Source organism: Microcoleus sp. MOSTC5, from assembly GCF_036701825.1.
Classification (GTDB): domain Bacteria; phylum Cyanobacteriota; class Cyanobacteriia; order Cyanobacteriales; family Microcoleaceae; genus Microcoleus; species Microcoleus asticus.
Map to the genome: position 1 here is coordinate 36,682 of NZ_JAUBRK010000034.1, position 16,009 is coordinate 52,690.

General features: G+C 45.4%; 12 protein-coding genes. 9 read left to right on the top strand and 3 right to left on the bottom strand.

Features of this window, described 5'->3' with window-relative positions; translation table 11 throughout:
* Nucleotides 1-230: 230 nt before the first annotated feature.
* Nucleotides 231-764: a peptide deformylase gene (gene def, locus QUA54_RS19425; RefSeq protein WP_333415909.1), complete on the bottom strand. Its 534-nt coding sequence runs from the start codon at nt 762-764 to the stop codon at nt 231-233.
* Between the two features lie 157 nt (nt 765-921).
* Nucleotides 922-2,163 carry an HhoA/HhoB/HtrA family serine endopeptidase gene (locus QUA54_RS19430; RefSeq protein WP_333415910.1) on the bottom strand — a complete coding sequence of 414 codons (1,242 nt, stop codon included), beginning with the start codon at nt 2,161-2,163 and terminating at the stop codon, nt 922-924.
* A gap of 185 nt (nt 2,164-2,348) precedes the next feature.
* Between QUA54_RS19430 and dnaA the strand changes: the two genes are divergently transcribed.
* The 3 genes from dnaA (at nt 2,349) to dnaN (ending at nt 5,446) form a co-directional block, all read left to right on the top strand.
* Nucleotides 2,349-3,722 (top strand): chromosomal replication initiator protein DnaA, encoded by a 1,374-nt coding sequence (gene dnaA / locus QUA54_RS19435; RefSeq protein ID WP_172186369.1) that lies wholly within the window; start codon nt 2,349-2,351, stop codon nt 3,720-3,722.
* A gap of 126 nt (nt 3,723-3,848) precedes the next feature.
* Entirely contained in the window at nt 3,849-4,070 is a 222-nt protein-coding gene (locus QUA54_RS19440) for a hypothetical protein (RefSeq protein ID WP_333415911.1), read from the top strand.
* A 236-nt stretch (nt 4,071-4,306) separates the two neighbouring features.
* Complete coding sequence (gene dnaN, locus QUA54_RS19445) at nt 4,307-5,446, top strand: DNA polymerase III subunit beta (RefSeq protein ID WP_172186367.1); 1,140 nt, start codon at nt 4,307-4,309, stop codon at nt 5,444-5,446.
* A 332-nt stretch (nt 5,447-5,778) separates the two neighbouring features.
* Here the strand turns inward: dnaN and QUA54_RS19450 are convergent, their stop codons facing one another.
* Nucleotides 5,779-7,218 carry an ATP-binding protein gene (locus tag QUA54_RS19450; RefSeq protein WP_333415934.1) on the bottom strand — a complete coding sequence of 480 codons (1,440 nt, stop codon included), beginning with the start codon at nt 7,216-7,218 and terminating at the stop codon, nt 5,779-5,781.
* Between the two features lie 997 nt (nt 7,219-8,215).
* On the opposite strand from QUA54_RS19450, the gene QUA54_RS19455 reads away from it, so the two are divergent.
* From QUA54_RS19455 to QUA54_RS19480, 6 genes are all read left to right on the top strand, one after another.
* A complete protein-coding gene (locus QUA54_RS19455; RefSeq protein ID WP_333415912.1) occupies nt 8,216-9,295 on the top strand; it encodes a permease in 1,080 nt (359 codons plus the stop codon).
* 157 nt (nt 9,296-9,452) lie between these two features.
* Nucleotides 9,453-10,241, top strand: a complete 789-nt coding sequence (locus tag QUA54_RS19460) for a TIGR03943 family putative permease subunit (RefSeq protein WP_333415913.1) — start codon at nt 9,453-9,455, stop codon at nt 10,239-10,241.
* 183 nt (nt 10,242-10,424) lie between these two features.
* Nucleotides 10,425-11,801 (top strand): oligosaccharide flippase family protein, encoded by a 1,377-nt coding sequence (locus QUA54_RS19465; RefSeq protein ID WP_333415914.1) that lies wholly within the window; start codon nt 10,425-10,427, stop codon nt 11,799-11,801.
* 20 nt (nt 11,802-11,821) lie between these two features.
* A complete protein-coding gene (locus QUA54_RS19470; RefSeq protein WP_333415915.1) occupies nt 11,822-12,808 on the top strand; it encodes a hypothetical protein in 987 nt (328 codons plus the stop codon).
* 480 nt (nt 12,809-13,288) lie between these two features.
* The gene (locus QUA54_RS19475; protein WP_333415916.1) at nt 13,289-14,854 is read left to right on the top strand and encodes a hypothetical protein; all 1,566 of its coding nucleotides are present in this window, start codon (nt 13,289-13,291) and stop codon (nt 14,852-14,854) included.
* A gap of 255 nt (nt 14,855-15,109) precedes the next feature.
* The gene (locus QUA54_RS19480; protein WP_333415917.1) at nt 15,110-15,676 is read left to right on the top strand and encodes a hypothetical protein; all 567 of its coding nucleotides are present in this window, start codon (nt 15,110-15,112) and stop codon (nt 15,674-15,676) included.
* Nucleotides 15,677-16,009 lie beyond the last annotated feature (333 nt).

Sequence of the window (16,009 nt, forward strand, 5' to 3'; positions counted from 1 at the left end):
ATCGATTTGAGATTTGAGATTTTGGATTTTAGATTGGATAATTGAAGAATTGACCCTGCGGATGAATCCGGGGGCTTGTACGCTGGATGCTTTTGGTTAAAGTAGCTTGACAAATTGCTGCTGGTACTCATCTATCGATTTGAGATTTGAGATTTTGGATTTTAGATTGGATAATTGAAGAATTGACCCTGCGGATGAATCCGGGGGCTTTGTACCCTGAATGCTTGCGGCTACAGTAGCTTGACAAATTGCTGCTGGTACTCGTCCTCTGTCATCAGTTCGTGGGTATTTTCCACCCTGTCTAAAAACACGATTCCATCTAAATGGTCGTGCTCGTGTTGAAAAATACGGGCCACAAAGTCTGTCAATTCTTGTCGGTGGAGTTTGCCGTCTCTACTGGTGTATTCTATCTCGATCGCCCTACTTCTCGGCACCAAGCCCCGAATCCCCGGAATGCTCAAACAGCCTTCCCAGTCTTTGACTTTCTCTGTTGATGCAGCCACAATCCGGGGATTAATCATCGCTGTGGGCTCCATGTTCGGTGCTTGGGGATAGCGCAGGTTGGGGCGCGATGCGACGATGAACAGGCGATCGGACTGAGCCACTTGAGGGGCGGCAATCCCCACTCCGTTTGCCTGCTGTACTGTAAATATTAAGCTGTCAATCAACTGTTGAATGCGATCGTCCTGAATATTCTCGACAACTTGCGACGGGCGGCGCAGTACAGGATTTCCTAATTGTGAGATTTGTAATATTTCTGCCATAGTTATTGGTTAGTCGTTATTGGCTAGTGGTTATTTGTTAGTGGTTAACTACTGACAGATAACCATTTTTTTCTTCCTTCTTCCTTCTTCCTTCTTCCTTCTTCCTTCTTCCTCCTTCCTTCTTCCTTCTTCCTTCTTCCTTCTTCCTTCTTCCTTCTTATCCAACTTTTTGAAGTGGCAAACTCCCCGGTTTTACAGTCAATTTAACTATTTGCCCGTTGCGGTTGATTTCCATTTGCAAAAGACCGCCAACCTTAGCATTTTGCACGAAATCCTGAACTGCTTCCGACTGAATAATCGGCTGATTATTAATTTTTTGAATCACATCTCCAGCGCGCAAACCGGCTGCTGCTGCGGGAGAATTAGGAACAACACTAACAATAGCCACACCCCGATCGACTGCAACTCGCAGACTGCTGTTAGCATTGCTGTTAATTTGCTGCTTAACCTCTGGATTCAGCGTCGCCATTTCAAGGCCTAAATAAGCGTGTTCGACTTTCCCCGTCGTAATCAGTTCCTTCGCCACCTGTTGGGCCGCCTGAATGGGAATCGCAAACCCCAATCCTTGAGCACCTTGAATAATCGCCGTATTCATGCCAATAACTTGGCCCGAAGCATTCAGCAGCGGGCCGCCGGAATTCCCCGGATTAATTGCAGCGTCTGTTTGAATAAAACCGATCCGCTTGTCGGGCACGCCCACATCCGAGCTCGATCGCCCCGTAGCGCTAATAATCCCCGCAGTTACGGAATTGTCCAAACCCAAAGGATTGCCGATCGCGATCGCCCATTCCCCAGACAACAGCTTATCCGAATTGCCGATCGGCACCACAGGCAGAGCGTTCGCCTCAATCTTCACCACAGCGACATCCGTCACCTTATCCGCCCCCAACACCTGCCCCTGAAAGCTCCGGCCGTCCTTGAGAGTTACATTTACCGTATCGGCTCCCTCTACAACGTGAGCGTTAGTGAGAATCACGCCGTCGGCACCGATGACAAAACCCGAACCAGTGCCCCGTTCGATCCCGCCCCGGCCGCCCGAATTCGGTTCTATGCCAAAAAAATCTTCCGGCGACAGCCCTCTATTTCCCGGTTTCACCCGGCGCGAAGCATCGATCCGAACCACTGCCGGGCCAACTTTTGCCACCGCAGCCACAATAAAATTCACATTAGCCGCGTCGCCCGACAACGAAGCCGGCGGCAAGACTTTGCTAACTCGATCCTTTGTATTAGGAGGCAGTTGCAATTTCGGTTCCAGCGCCTTTTGTCCCGAATCGCCAGAATTTGCACGAAATTGAGAAACCGTCAGACGATCGCCCAACATGGCGGCCCCGGCTCCCGTTACCAGCAGCAATATGTAAATTGCCGGTTGCTTCCAAAATTTGCCAGTAGAACTCTTCATGGCCATGTTTTAAGGCTTTCCTGCCAAATCTAAATATTTGCTGAGCAGCTCCCCGATACCTGGTTTGGACTGCAGAGCCGCCAAATTTGTGGGCGATCGGCAGACTCCCTTAAACTTTAGCATCTGAGGACTAAACTCTCTAGAGTAGAATTAATATCTTGAATGCCGATCGGCAGAGGTGAGCAGTGGACATTCCCCTCGAAAGTCTGTGGAATCAGATACTTGAACGTCTCCAGGTACAACTGAGCAGACCTAGCTTTGAGACGTGGATCAAAACTGCCAGGGCCGAACAACTCGAAAATAACTGTTTGATCGTCAGCGCCCCCAACCCCTTTGCTCGCAATTGGTTGCAAAAATATTACGTCAAAACCATTGCCGATGCAGTCTACGAAATTCTCGGCTATCCCGTAGACATTTACTTGACAATTGCCGGAGGAAACGAAACAGGCGGCAGCAGCGACTCCGCCATGATTTGGCCGTCCCCCATCGCCGCCGATGTCCCCGAAAGCCACTCGCTTCACCCCCCCAAACCCGCCAATTTAAACCCCAAATACCTATTTTCCCGCTTTGTCGTCGGTTCCAACAACCGCATGGCTCACGCAGCTTCCCTCGCGGTAGCCGAGTCTCCGGGCCGAGAATTCAATCCCCTATTTTTGTGCGGTGGCGTCGGTTTGGGCAAAACTCATTTGATGCAGGCGATCGGTCATTATCGCTTGGAAATTGACCCCAACGCCAAGATTTTTTACGTTTCTACTGAGAAATTTACTAACGATTTAATCGCCGCAATTAGGAAAGATAGTATGCAAACTTTCCGCGATCATTATCGAGCAGCCGATGTTTTATTAATAGATGACATCCAATTTCTTGAAGGCAAAGAATACACTCAAGAAGAATTTTTCCACACTTTTAATACTTTGCACGAATCCGGAAACCAAGTAGTTTTAGCTTCTGACCGTCCGCCGCAGCAAATCCCCCGCCTGCAAGAGCGTTTGTGTTCCCGATTTTCGATGGGATTAATTGCCGACATTCAATTGCCAGACTTGGAAACTAGGATGGCAATTTTGCAAAAAAAAGCCGAGTATGAAAATATGCGGCTGCCGCGAGATGTGATTGAATACATTGCTTCTAGTTACACTTCCAACGTTCGGGAATTAGAAGGTGCTTTGATTCGGGCGGTAGCATATCTTTCAATTACCGGTTTGCCGATGACTGTGGAGAATATCACCCCGGTTTTGAACCCGCAAACTGAAAGCGTAGAGGCGACTCCCGATGCAGTAATTGCAGTTGTGGCCGAGGCTTTTGATGTTTCTGTTGAAGATTTGAAAGGTATTTCCCGCAGGCGAGAAATTAGTCTCGCCCGTCAAATAGGGATGTATTTAATTCGGCAGCATACTGGTTTGAGTTTGCCGAAAGTTGGCGAAGTGTTCGGCGGAAAAGATCACACGACTGTGCTTTACAGTTGTGACAAAATTGCTCAGTTGCGGAACACTGACCCGAATTTGGCCCAAACTTTGCGTCAGTTGAGCGATCGAATTAATGTTGTCAGTCGCAAAACTTGAGAAAAAGTCATTAGTCAGTTGTCAGTTGTTATTTGTCATTTGTCATTTGTCACACCAATGACTCTATGCAGCGATTTCAAGATCCCCATCATCGAAGGGGTAACTCTCCGATAACAGACAATCTCTATGCGTAGCAGCTTACCTGTGGAAAAACCTGTGGAAAAGTTGCCCTTCGTTTGTGGAAAACTTTACTCGATCGCCCGAAACAGTTTTTGCACAAAAATGGGCGATCGACCTCAACAGCTTTTCCACAAGTTTTCCACAGGTATTTATTACCTACAAGTCATTCCCAGCAAGCAGTTAGCTTTTTTTTCCACAGTTTCCACAGGGCGATCGACACAAAAATAATTCAATAAATAAAAAAAACAGGCGATCCCTGCGCACCCTACACAAATAGTTCGCGACGCGGGCTGACCTCAGAAACCCGGTTTCTAGGAAGATTTCTCGTTTTTACAGGCAAAATTTTGCTTAGAAACCCGGTTTCTAGCCCCATGCTTAAGCCCTACACACAGAAAAACTGACCCGCCGGCTTTCTGTGATACGATTTGTTTCTGTTTCAAATCCGGTTAATTAACCTTCCTACCATGAAATTGGTTTGCACCCAAAGTGACCTCAACGCCAACCTCTCGTTGGTGAGTCGGGCCGTTCCCTCCCGCCCGACACATCCGGTACTCGCCAACGTGCTCTTAGTAGCGGATGAGGAAAATCAGCGGGTTAGCTTGACAGCTTTCGATCTCAGTTTGGGCATTCGTACCAGCTTCGCAGCAGAAGTTACTGGCGGCGGAAGTTTTACAATACCCGCTAAATTACTTAACGATATTGTTTCGAGACTCCCAGATGGAGAGATTACTTTAGAAGACGAAGCGGGGGACACCGTAGCATATCTCACTTGCAGTTCTGGCAGCTACCAAGTTAGAGGCATGGGCCCGGAAGAATTCCCAGAATTGCCAGCAATTGAAGCAGGAACAATCCTCAAATTGCCGCCGGAAGCCTTGATAGAAGGACTCAAAGGAACTTTATTTGCTACTAGCCCCGACGAGGCAAAACAGGTACTTGCAGGCGTGCATTTAAAGGTATTGCAAGATTGCTTGGAATTTGCAGCTACAGACGGCCACAGATTGGCAGTAGTTCAAACTGCCAATGAAAAAGCTGAAGGCGAAGAAACCCAAGAAGAATTTGAGGTAACAGTCCCCGCTAAAGCATTGCGCGAAGTAGAAAGAATGCTGGTGATGCGGCAGTGGACTGAACCTGTCACCCTGCATTTTGAACACGGTCAAGTAGTGTTTGAATGGGCAGACCAGCGGCTGACAACTCGTACCTTGGAAGGGCAATATCCCGCATACAGGCAGTTGATTCCGCCCTCCTTTGAGCGGCAAATTACCTTAGAAAGGCGATCGCTCTTAGCAGCAGTAGAAAGAATTGCCGTGTTTGCAGACCAAAAAAATAATATTCTCAAATGCAGCATCGACGAGGAGAATCAGGAAATCACTTTGTCGGTAGATGCTAAAGATGTCGGCTCCGGCAAAGAGTCAATGCCGGCCCAGATTTCAGGAGACAGCATAGATATTGCTTTCAACGTGAAATACTTAGTTGATATCTTAAAAACGGCTCAATCCCCAGAAATTCAACTGCAATTAAACGGTGCTTTGGCCCCCGTAATTTTCCAGCCTTTGGGCGGAGTCAATGCTACATTCTTGGTGATGCCTGTTCAGCTAAGAGCTTAAAAAGAGTCATTAGTCATTAGTCATTAGTCATTAGTCATTGGTAATTGGTAACAAATAACTAATTACCAATTACTAATAATTAATAACAACTGATATCAATTCCGGTAGCATCGGAATTGTAAAGTCGAGTCAACAGTCAACAATCACGGATGGTGCAACCGGAATCGATCTAATTCATCTGCGTTAATCAGTGTTAATCTGCCTGTATCTGCGGTGAAAACAAGAAAATTTATTAACCGCAGATGACAATGGATTGACGCTGATTAACGCAGAGGTCGAGAAGAGAGATAGGAATAATTGCGATGCTAATAGATTTGATATGACTTATTGCTTCAAATCAATGGCAACAAAATTTCAAATTCAGTACCTGTACCGGGCGTAGAATGCAAATTTAACTTGCCTTTATGCTTTTCCGTAACAATTTGATGGGTAATTGCCAACCCCAAACCGGTACCTTTCCCGGCGGGTTTAGTGGTGAAAAATGTCTCAAAAATCCGCCGCTGAATTTCTGGCGGAATTCCCGGCCCGTTATCGGCAATTCGGATGGCTATCCAAGCGTTATTTTGATTTGTTTCGCTTGCTTCTGGGCTGAAATCGCAGTTTTGGCTGGTGCAGGATAGCTGTTTTGAATTTTGTCGATCGCCCATCACATAATTTTGAATTAATTCCGAATTCACGAAGTCTCCGTCAGAACTGTCTATTACCTCGGTTTCAATAGTAATTGCAGGCACAAAACCTTTTTCTCCTTTTACCTCTTCCAAAGCGTCGATCGCATTGCTGATAATATTCATAAATACCTGGCTCAACTGACCAGAGTAACACTTGAATAAAGGCAAATCACCATAGCTTTTAACTACTTCAATCTCGTACTTAAGACGGTTTTTCATAATTAGCAGCGTACTGTCAATACATTCGTGGATGTTAGCTTGTTTCAAGCGGGCTTCGTCCATGTGAGAAAAAGTGTGCAAGCTGGTGACGAGTTCGGTCAGCCTCTCGGATGAAACTTTCATACTTTTGAGAATTTCCACCCAATCTTTTTGCAAAAAATCGAAGTCTATGTTTTTTTTGAATCCGTCAATTTTTTCGCTGTCACCGACAATGTGTTCGTAAGCAGACAGCAAATCCATGATGTCTTTCGAGTAGTTGGACAAAAAGCCGATATTTCCCCTGATGCAGGTGACGGGATTTCTAATTTCGTGGGCGACTCCAGCTACCATCTGCCCCAAACTGGCTAGTTTTTCGGTTTGAATTAGTTGAGATTGAGTTTGCTGCCTCAGCAATTTTGTCGCTAGTTCGTGAATGTTGGATTGGGCTACTAACAGTTCGTGTACGTCTAGCAAAGTATAAGTTTGAGGCGACACTTGAACTACAATCGGTTCGTAAAGCAGTTCTTTCGATCGCAACAGCGACTTCCTAGCTGCATCCACGATTAAAGTATTGCTGGGAAAAATTAAATTCTCAGTTTCGGCAAACCGATACAAAGCGCTAACAGGCCGCTTTAAAAATAATTCTCGCCCAAAAGGACGGCTGATAAATTCTAAAAATCTCCGCCGGGAAATCATACCGGCAAATTCACCTTGATGGGTCACAATGACTCCCGGTAACAGCGGATTAGATTCTAACATCTGGGAAATTTGCATTCCCCAATCCGTAGCTTCTACCTGAAAATCGTAAAGCGACAATTCTTGGAGAGTAGAGTCTAAACAAAGTTCTCTGATGGAAGCCTGGGACGTGGTTTGGACTGGTCTTTCTACGCAGGAGGTATTCAACATAAATTCATCAGCACGCTTTTTTAGGGTTCTATTTGCCAGCAGACCTTCAGCTACCAAAGGTCAGCAAGTGAGTTGCTGACTGCTTCGATCGGCATTCGCCTAGCAAACTGCATTTTAAATTACACAAAAAACTGACTGTAGTAAATGAAATTTTACCACTTAAAGTATTAGGCAAGATTGAGTATAACCGAGATAAATGCGCCCTGGTAATTATACCTGACTTTATTTTATACTGACTTGAGCGGTATTAACGCTTGGTTCGACTATTTAACTATTCATTAACCTTAAGTTATCGTCTTAACCTTTTGTTAATAACAAATTATACAGAGAAATATAATTGATTGACAATAGAAGAAAATTGGAATTGCCCGATCGCCCCTACGATACAGCGAAATTAAACAAGTTAAAAGCACAAAGCCAGGGCGATCGCGTCCCTGAGTTTTAGCTCGCTAAGCGCGATAGCTGGGAGTCCCGCAAGCTAAGGCATTTGAGGCGATTTCATCCCATCTCCCCGATCCGGTACTCGCAACCCCCCGTAACGGTAGGTATGCCAGTCACACCCGCCTGTGAGTCCTCTATCGGTTTGTAGCTAGGACTAAAGTCCTCACTACAAACCAATTTTATAGCAATTCTTCGATCGCACATAATATAAAACAGTCAACCTCGCCCGCAATCTCCAAAATCAGCCTTGGCAGTTGTTCTACAATCAACCATTGTTAACCGAAATATCCATCAAATCGGCGACGGTTGGCAGAGTCAATTATTGATTGGCTGTACGAGGCGGATATGAATAAAAATTCAGTCGAATTCAAACAAATTTAACCCTTCTAAATCATTCAAGGCATCAGCCTTGATTAAATTAGAATGTCTACAAATTGCCGCAAAAAAAAGGAAAAAAAATGAACTGGATCTTAACTTAGTGCTATGCTTTGGTATGATCTACAAGTAGTTCTACCAAAGACGTATAACTAAATAGCAATCTACCAGTAGGTGATCGATGCAACCGGGCTTAACAAATCAGTTAAACAATGCTTTTACCCTTTTTCTCAGCTTGTTAGTAGAGGCAATACCTTTTCTGCTGCTCGGAGTTTTATTCTCAGGTTTGCTGCTGGGGTTTGTAGACGAACGCAAACTCGTATCGCGCATCCCGCGAAACCCGCTGCTGGGGGCTTTGATGGGCAGTTCGATCGGCTTTTTGTTTCCCGTGTGCGAGTGCGGTAACGTGCCCGTAGCCCGCAGGTTACTGATGCAGGGAGTGCCCGCACCAGCCGCGATCGGCTTTTTGCTCGCGGCCCCCACCATCAACCCCGTGGTAATTTGGGCGACTTGGACGGCATTTCGCGATCAGCCAGAAATTGTAGTTTTGCGGGTGGTATTTTCCCTAGTCACAGCCACAATTATCGGCTGGGTGTTCAGCGCCCAAAAAGACTTGCGGCCTCTGCTGCAAGCTTCTGTAGCCCGCGCCATCCCCTTGCCAAAACCAGAGTTTTCCGAAAAAGAACTCGTCCAAGCCAACACTTCGCTGCTGTTGCAGTCGGGAACATTTATGCTCGGTCAGCCGGGGGGGGCAGTGCCGATCGAATCTTTGCTACAAGACGACTGGAAGCCATTACCAACAGGCAAAACAGAAAAAACCTCGAAACGTTCGTCTATGTTCCACCGCGTTTCTAAAGAGCGTCTGCGCCTGCTTTTAAACACGATGGTACAGGAGTTGCGCGAATTGGGAGGAGTGTTGGTAATCGGAAGTGCGATCGCAGCCATCATTCAAGTTGGCGCACCCCGCGAACTAATTCTCAACCTCGGTCAAGGCCCCGTTTCCTCAATTCTCGCCATGCTGCTATTAGCTGCAGTCGTATCGATTTGTTCTACAGTAGATGCCTTTTTTGCCCTGTCTTTTGCTTCCACATTTACCAGCGGTTCGCTGTTAGCCTTTCTCGTTTTCGGCCCGATGATAGACCTCAAAGGCATCGGTTTAATGCTGTCAATTTTTAAAAGTCGAGCCGTAGTTTACATAATTGTCTTGGCAGCTCAGTTAACCTTTTTAATGACCCTCGCTGTTAACTTGCATTTAGGTTAATAAATTAGCTCAAACAGACAACTAATACTATTTTCGCTTTTCCCTTTTCAATTACCTTGATTCACGACAAGGAAGTCACCGAGCTACGGATAGGTGTTTTTTCTCTTCCCTCTTCCCTCTTTTCTCTTGCTTCTTCCTTCCCCATGACTCTTACAAAATGAATCTTAAAAAAATTAGCCCCTGGCTGGACGCCCTAGCTATCTTAGCGTGGGGAATACTGCTCCTCAAATATTGGATCACCGGCAAATTAAGCATTCTCATTCACCCCAATTACTTTGGCTTGACTCTAGCGGGAGGAATCGGCTTAATGGTGATTGGCGGGTTAAAAACTTGGGAACTCATAAAGCTCGATCGCACCACAAAGCAATCGCGGACATCAGCAGCAAATAACTCTCTCAGAATCACAGAAGTTGAACACGTTACTTTGTTTCCCCCCAGTATTGGCAGCACCTTAATGTTGAGCGTCGCATTAATAGGTTTACTAACAACGCCACGCACTTTTACCAGCCAGACAGCATTAGAACGAGGCCTCACCGAATCTCTGCCAATCACCAGACTGCAACCCCAAGAATTTCGCAATACTACAAAACCCGAACTGCGATCGCTCGTCGAATGGGTGCGACTGTTGAATTTCAATCCCGAACCCGATACATACAGAGGTCAAAAAGTCAAAGTTCAAGGATTTGTAATTCACCCCCCCAACATAGCAGAACAATATATGTGGATCGGGCGTTTTATCATTACCTGCTGCGCGGCAGATGCCTATCCGATCGGGTTGCCGGTAAAATTACTGATCGGTCAAAGCCGGGCCACCTTTGCCCCAGACAGTTGGCTAGAAATAGAAGGAGAAACGATCGTAGAAGAACTGCAAGGCAAGCGCAAATTAATCATTCAAGCATCCTCCCTCAAACCAATTCCCGAACCAAAAAATCCTTATGATTATTAGGTATGGAGTAAGTATGAGATTAAATTTTTACCTTTATTGTGACATGGACACTCAAGACCCGTCCTCCGTATACAAATAAAGATACTGTACAGTCAGCTACAAAAGTGGCAGCAGCATCCTGTAGGAGTTGCAAATAGCAAATTCAGCCACTACACTCGTAATTAGGAAATAAATTCTAAGTATATGTCATCAGAAAAAAAATTAGCTATCAAAGGTGCTATCTGGACGATCGCCAGCTATGGAAGCAGTCAAATTATCCGATTCGGTAGCAACTTAATCCTGACGCGCCTGCTTTTGCCCGAACTATTTGGTCTAGTAGGTCTAACCTACGTTTTTATAACAGGGATCAACTTATTTACAGACATCGGTCTAGGCCCAAGCATCATCCAGAACAAACGCGGCGAAGATCCTGCATTTCTCAATACCGCTTGGACGCTGCAAGTTATTCGCAGCTTTTTCATTTGGATTTTTTTGGTTATAATTACCCACCCTGTTGCTAGTTTTTATGGAGATCCCCGTCTCCTGTGGTTGATTCCAATAATAGGTATAAATTCCGTAATAGGAGGGTTTAAATCCACATCCACATCCAGCCTAGAACGCAAAATGGCAGTGAAGGAAGTAGTAATTTTTGAGTTGGGCATACAGATTGTTTCTACTATAGTAATGATTGTCTGGGCCTGGTTCGATCGCAGCATCTGGGCGATCGTTGCAGGCGGCTTGACTGGAGCTGTAATGGAGTTAGTGTGGAGCCATTTTTTGATTCCCGGCAAGTCAAACCGCTTTGCTTGGGATAAAGAAGCAGCTAAAGAAATATTTTCTTATGGCAAATGGATATTTGTGTCTACGGCTTTGTTTTTCTTGTGTTCTCAAGCCGATAGACTCATCCTCGGGAAAATATTTACTTTAACAATGTTGGGCATTTACGGCATCGCTTTTACTCTCGGCGATATGCCGCGCCAAGTCATCATCGCCATTAGCGGCAGGGTGATTTTTCCCTCGATTTCTATGCTGGCAGATTTGCCGCGACAGGAGTTGCGTGCGAAGATACTCAAGAACCGCAAGCTAATTCTAATACCGTTAGCCGTAGGTTTAGCAATTTTTGTGACTTTTGGAGACCAGTTAATTTTAATACTGTACAGGAAAGAGTATTGGGCTGCATCTTGGATGATGCCAATCTTGGCTTTAGGTATCTGGCACACCACCATCCACAATATGATGGCTTCTTGTCTGTTAGCCGTAGGAAAGTCTCAGTACGCAGCTATGGGCAATCTGCTGACTTTTGTGAATCTATGTATAAGTATACCGCTGGGATATCACTTAAAAGGTAATTTAGGTGCCGTGATTGCTGTAGCTCTCGGCGACCTTCCTACCTATATAGTAACTAACTACGGTTTGTGGCGGGAAGGACTAACTTGTTTTTGGCAGGATATTCAATTAACAGGGCTGTTTGTAGGGGTGCTGGCAACTCTACTTTGGTGTAGAGTTGCTTTTGGTTTGGGTCTGCCAATCGATCACATATCACCGATGGATTTAATTCCAATCAATACCCTATTTCAGTAAACAAAAAGGAGATTGTCTATATGTCAAGCGAAAAAAATACCAGAAGAAAAGTAATGCACTTTATCTTTTTACAAATGGCTCTGTTACAAGAAATATCGCGAGTTGCCATGAGGTATACTAAACTGATGTTTTTTTATCAAAAAAATCGCATTATAGATTTATTCAAAGAAAACGAACAGCCCGAAAAAGAACGGCCCAAAGTCTTTGCGGCTGTCGCACACATTACATCCGTTGAAGAATCTAACAATCCAGAAAAAGCCACAAAAAAAATAGAGAGACTCAGGCACACAATAGATGGACTGTTGACGAGTTTTGCTCATTGCGACCTGACTATTGCGATCCAAACTCTACCAAACAGGCACGTTACAGCGTACTTACCTGAATATCAAATTAAGTGCATTCAGATACAAGAAGGCCCTGAATGCGACCCCATGTTGGTAGGGTTTAGACTTCAGGAAGAATTTGTCGAAAGAGTAGAAAAAATTGACTGGTTTTTATTCATAGAAGATGACACTGTTTTGTACGATGCTTTCATTCTAGAAAAATTAGAAAATTTTAACCGACAAAGCGGGTATGAGAATGCTATTCTTTACCCAAACCGTTATGAAATGGATCAAGGAACCAAGAGATATATTGATTTGACAATACAGCAGCCGCTATTGTGGAATCAGCTATCTAGTGTAGAGATAGAAGGTGTAAAATTTGCGGAGTTTAACAATCCTCATTCAGCATTTTACTGTTTGTCAAGAAACCAGATGAAACAGTGGATAAAATCAGGTCGCATATTCAAAAATCAAGTAGTGAATGTCGGGCTTTTAGAGAGTGCCGCAACTTTTTGTCTGTTGGAATGTTTCACCATATATAAGCCTCACCCGTCAAACTTAAACTATTTTGAGGTCAGGCATTACGATAGCAAATATTCTAAGCTATATCCCGAACCTGAATCGCCGTATACACTGTCAGCCGTTAATAATAGTTCCAAGATACCCATTGTCAAGGATTCGTGAAAGGGATCTCAGCTAAGTAGTCGTCATGATTATTAGTAGGAGGGGTAGAGCGCCAGTGTTACCCCTCAACCTGTTAAAGAATTGGCGATTTGAGATGGGATTAAAAATCTTAAAGCTCAAACAGTCCTGGATGCAACTGGAACAATGGTAGGGCGCGATACGGTCGTCAAAACCTCTCTCGATCGAGCCAATTTTAGCTCTGAGACGCCCTACAAGCTAAAATCTAAAATTTCACATCTAAAATCGGTGGAGGCTGTTGGAAGTGCAGCAGACTCCACCGATTTTAGATCGTGAGTTTAATTCAGTCCAGGAGGCAGCAAAACTTTCAGAAACCGAGTTTTTTACCAACATACTTCGTTGCAGTCCTTTTCGCTGGTAAAAAAAACGGGTTTCTGAGGGTAGGGAGTGCATCTAGGACTGTAAAATTTAAGAGGGAAAATTTGGTAGTTAATTTTCAGCAGAAATAGGAGAGAAAGATTTGTGAGTATTTTTAACAAAAAAATTAATCCTTCACCCTTAGCTATTCTGCCATTCAAACAGCCGATCGACCGCACGGCGATCGCCCTCATGCTAGTGCTGAGCCTCTTAATGGGACTGCTGCTGCTGAGCGGCGATCGCACAGCACCCAGAGTGCGAGAATTTAGCTGGGAAAACAAACAAATCGGCGCTGAAGATACCGGCTTTATCCTCACCTTCTTTCGACCGATGAACCACTCCAGCGTCGAGGAAAACTTAAAGCTAGAACCCCCCCTCCCCGGTAAATTTAGTTGGGCTGGAAGGCGCATGGCTTACACCCTCAAAGATCCAGCACCCTACGGCGTTACCTACACAGTAAAACTCGCCGGAGCAACGGACAAGTATTTCGGAGAAAACAACCAAAATAAAGGAACGCCAATTCAACCGTTTAGCAGTTCCTTTCGCAGCCGCGATCGAGCTTTTGCTTACATCGGCGTCCAAGGCGAAACAGAAAGCAGATTAATGCTAGTCAATCTCACCAGCAGCGACTCAAAACCGATAACGCTGACTCCCAAAGATTTAGTAGTAACTGATTTTAAACCGTATCCTGACAGCGATCGCATTTTATTCTCAGCTACAGATCGATCGATCGCCCGTAGTGGCGGCACCCTAAATCAAGAACTATTTACAGTTACAACCGGTCTCAACCCTCAATCTCCAGGAGTAGAATCTCAGCCGCAGCCAGCAGGTAGACTTGACAAAGTATTAGATGCCAAAGATTACCAAAACCTCAAATTCGACCTCTCAGCCGACGGAAAAATCATAGTTATCCAGCGCGTCAACCGCCGCAATCCCGGCGATTTCAGTCCTTGGATTTTGGAAGAAAAAGTGCCTCCCCGACCCTTGGAAAATCAACAAGGTGGAGATTTTCTGATTCGCCCCGACAGCAAATCGATGGTAATATCTCAAAAACAAGGATTAGCGATCGTCCCCCTCAAACCGGAAGCAGACCCAGTAGAATTTTTGCCAAAATACGAACAAGTATTGGGCATGGCCCGCGACAACTCCGTCGCCGCATATGTTAAATACAACAGCGACTTTACTCGATCGCTTTTCATCTTAGACAACCAAGGTGCAGAACAAGAAATATTGCGAATTCCCGGCAGCATTATCGGCGTTTATTTCGATCCCCGCAAAGACAAAGACAACCAATTTCAGCGTCTCTACTGTTTTTTAACCCAACGCCTCACAACAGAAAGCTACAAAGAACAGCCTTTCATCGCCGCCATCGACCTTAAAAAAGAGGGCACTCGTTTGGTAGGAACCATCAAACCGCTGCTGGTTTTGCCCAACCAATTAGATACCCAAATCAGTTTATCTCCCGACGGGCTGGCATTAATTTTCGACCAATCAGTCACAGCAGCAAAGCCCTCAGCAGCAGATAGTCCCCGCAACGATAGCGGGCAGTCGATCGCCACCAGCCGCCTCTGGCTGCTACCCTTAGTAGAAACACCCGCAGACGGTTCTCCCGCAAAACTACAGCCAGAAGAACTGCCCTTTGCCGGCTATCACCCCCGCTGGCTCCCCTAAATCGATTTGAGATTTGAGATTTTAGATTGACCGATATTGGTAAATATCAAGAGGGTAAGGCGATCCGTGCGCACCGGGCGTTGAAATGTGCGCCGAGGCGCACTCTACTTTTACTAAATTGATTTGAGATTTGAGATTTGAGATTTGAAATTGAGTTGATACTAGGCGATACTGGTAAATATTACAAACTTTGAAACCAACTCACCAGCCTGCAATTTCACATCTAAAACCTCAAACCAAAAATCTCAAATTCGCATGACTCCCGAAGAAATTAGCAATACCCTTAAAGACTTATTTGGTGACAGTGTTGAGACGCCTGCTGCTACTTCTTGGCAAGTAGAAACTCCCAAATTTCGCCTGTTAGTCCTCCTTTCAGAAGAGGAGAGTTGGCTGCGGATTTTGCTGCCGATCGCCGACGCCCAGGAAGCTCAACCATTTTTTGATAAACTGCTAGAAGCTAACTTTGACACCACCCTCGAAACTCGCTACGCCATACATCAAAACGTTGTGTGGGGAGTATTTCAGCACAGTTGTGCCACACTCGCCGCCGCAGATTTCTCGGCCGCCGTCGCCAGACTGCTGGCTTTGCAAGAGCGAGGTTTGTCCGACTTTTTCGGCGGTTTGATAGAAAGCCGCATCCGTCAAATCATCAAAGCTGCGAAGATGCAGGGACAGTCTGTCGAAACTACCCTTCAGACTTTAGACCGTTTCTACGCAGAGGGATTGATGGGTGAAATGGAACTAGGACGAGAGTCTCGCGAAAATACTCTCGCGGCTTGGCGGTATCAGCTAGAACGCCTTTGGCCGGATGTGGAACCCTAAGACGATTTGAGATTTGAGATTGCAGATTCCAGATTGCAGATTCCAGATTGCAGGTTGCAAAAAACTGACTGCCATCGAGGTTGGAAGTTGCCTAAAGTTGCATTTCTTTTGAGTGGTATAGCAACCGCCAAGATGGTTAGAACGTCCTCAATTGCACAAACCCTTGCCGAAGATTGCTTCTTCCTTCTCTGCTAGATAACTAAAGCCTTCCATCCGTTACATCCGAAGAAAGCGAATCCGTTGCCGAACTTCCTTCTGCTGTACAATATGCGGATTTTGGCCTGGGCCCCAGTCTTGACCGTTGGGGCCTCAAGTCACTTCCACGATTGCCAA

What these genes read in the sequence shown, in the direction of transcription:
- QUA54_RS19460 (WP_333415913.1), top strand. Translation starts at nt 9,453, where the DNA reads ATGAATCTTAAAAAAATTAGCCCCTGGCTGGACGCCCTAGCTATCTTA.
- QUA54_RS19450 (WP_333415934.1), bottom strand. Translation starts at nt 7,218, where the DNA reads ATGTTGAATACCTCCTGCGTAGAAAGACCAGTCCAAACCACGTCCCAG.
- QUA54_RS19440 (WP_333415911.1), top strand. Translation starts at nt 3,849, where the DNA reads ATGCGTAGCAGCTTACCTGTGGAAAAACCTGTGGAAAAGTTGCCCTTC.
- QUA54_RS19430 (WP_333415910.1), bottom strand. Translation starts at nt 2,163, where the DNA reads ATGAAGAGTTCTACTGGCAAATTTTGGAAGCAACCGGCAATTTACATA.
- QUA54_RS19470 (WP_333415915.1), top strand. Translation starts at nt 11,822, where the DNA reads ATGTCAAGCGAAAAAAATACCAGAAGAAAAGTAATGCACTTTATCTTT.
- QUA54_RS19465 (WP_333415914.1), top strand. Translation starts at nt 10,425, where the DNA reads ATGTCATCAGAAAAAAAATTAGCTATCAAAGGTGCTATCTGGACGATC.
- QUA54_RS19455 (WP_333415912.1), top strand. Translation starts at nt 8,216, where the DNA reads ATGCAACCGGGCTTAACAAATCAGTTAAACAATGCTTTTACCCTTTTT.
- QUA54_RS19480 (WP_333415917.1), top strand. Translation starts at nt 15,110, where the DNA reads ATGACTCCCGAAGAAATTAGCAATACCCTTAAAGACTTATTTGGTGAC.
- def (WP_333415909.1), bottom strand. Translation starts at nt 764, where the DNA reads ATGGCAGAAATATTACAAATCTCACAATTAGGAAATCCTGTACTGCGC.
- dnaN (WP_172186367.1), top strand. Translation starts at nt 4,307, where the DNA reads ATGAAATTGGTTTGCACCCAAAGTGACCTCAACGCCAACCTCTCGTTG.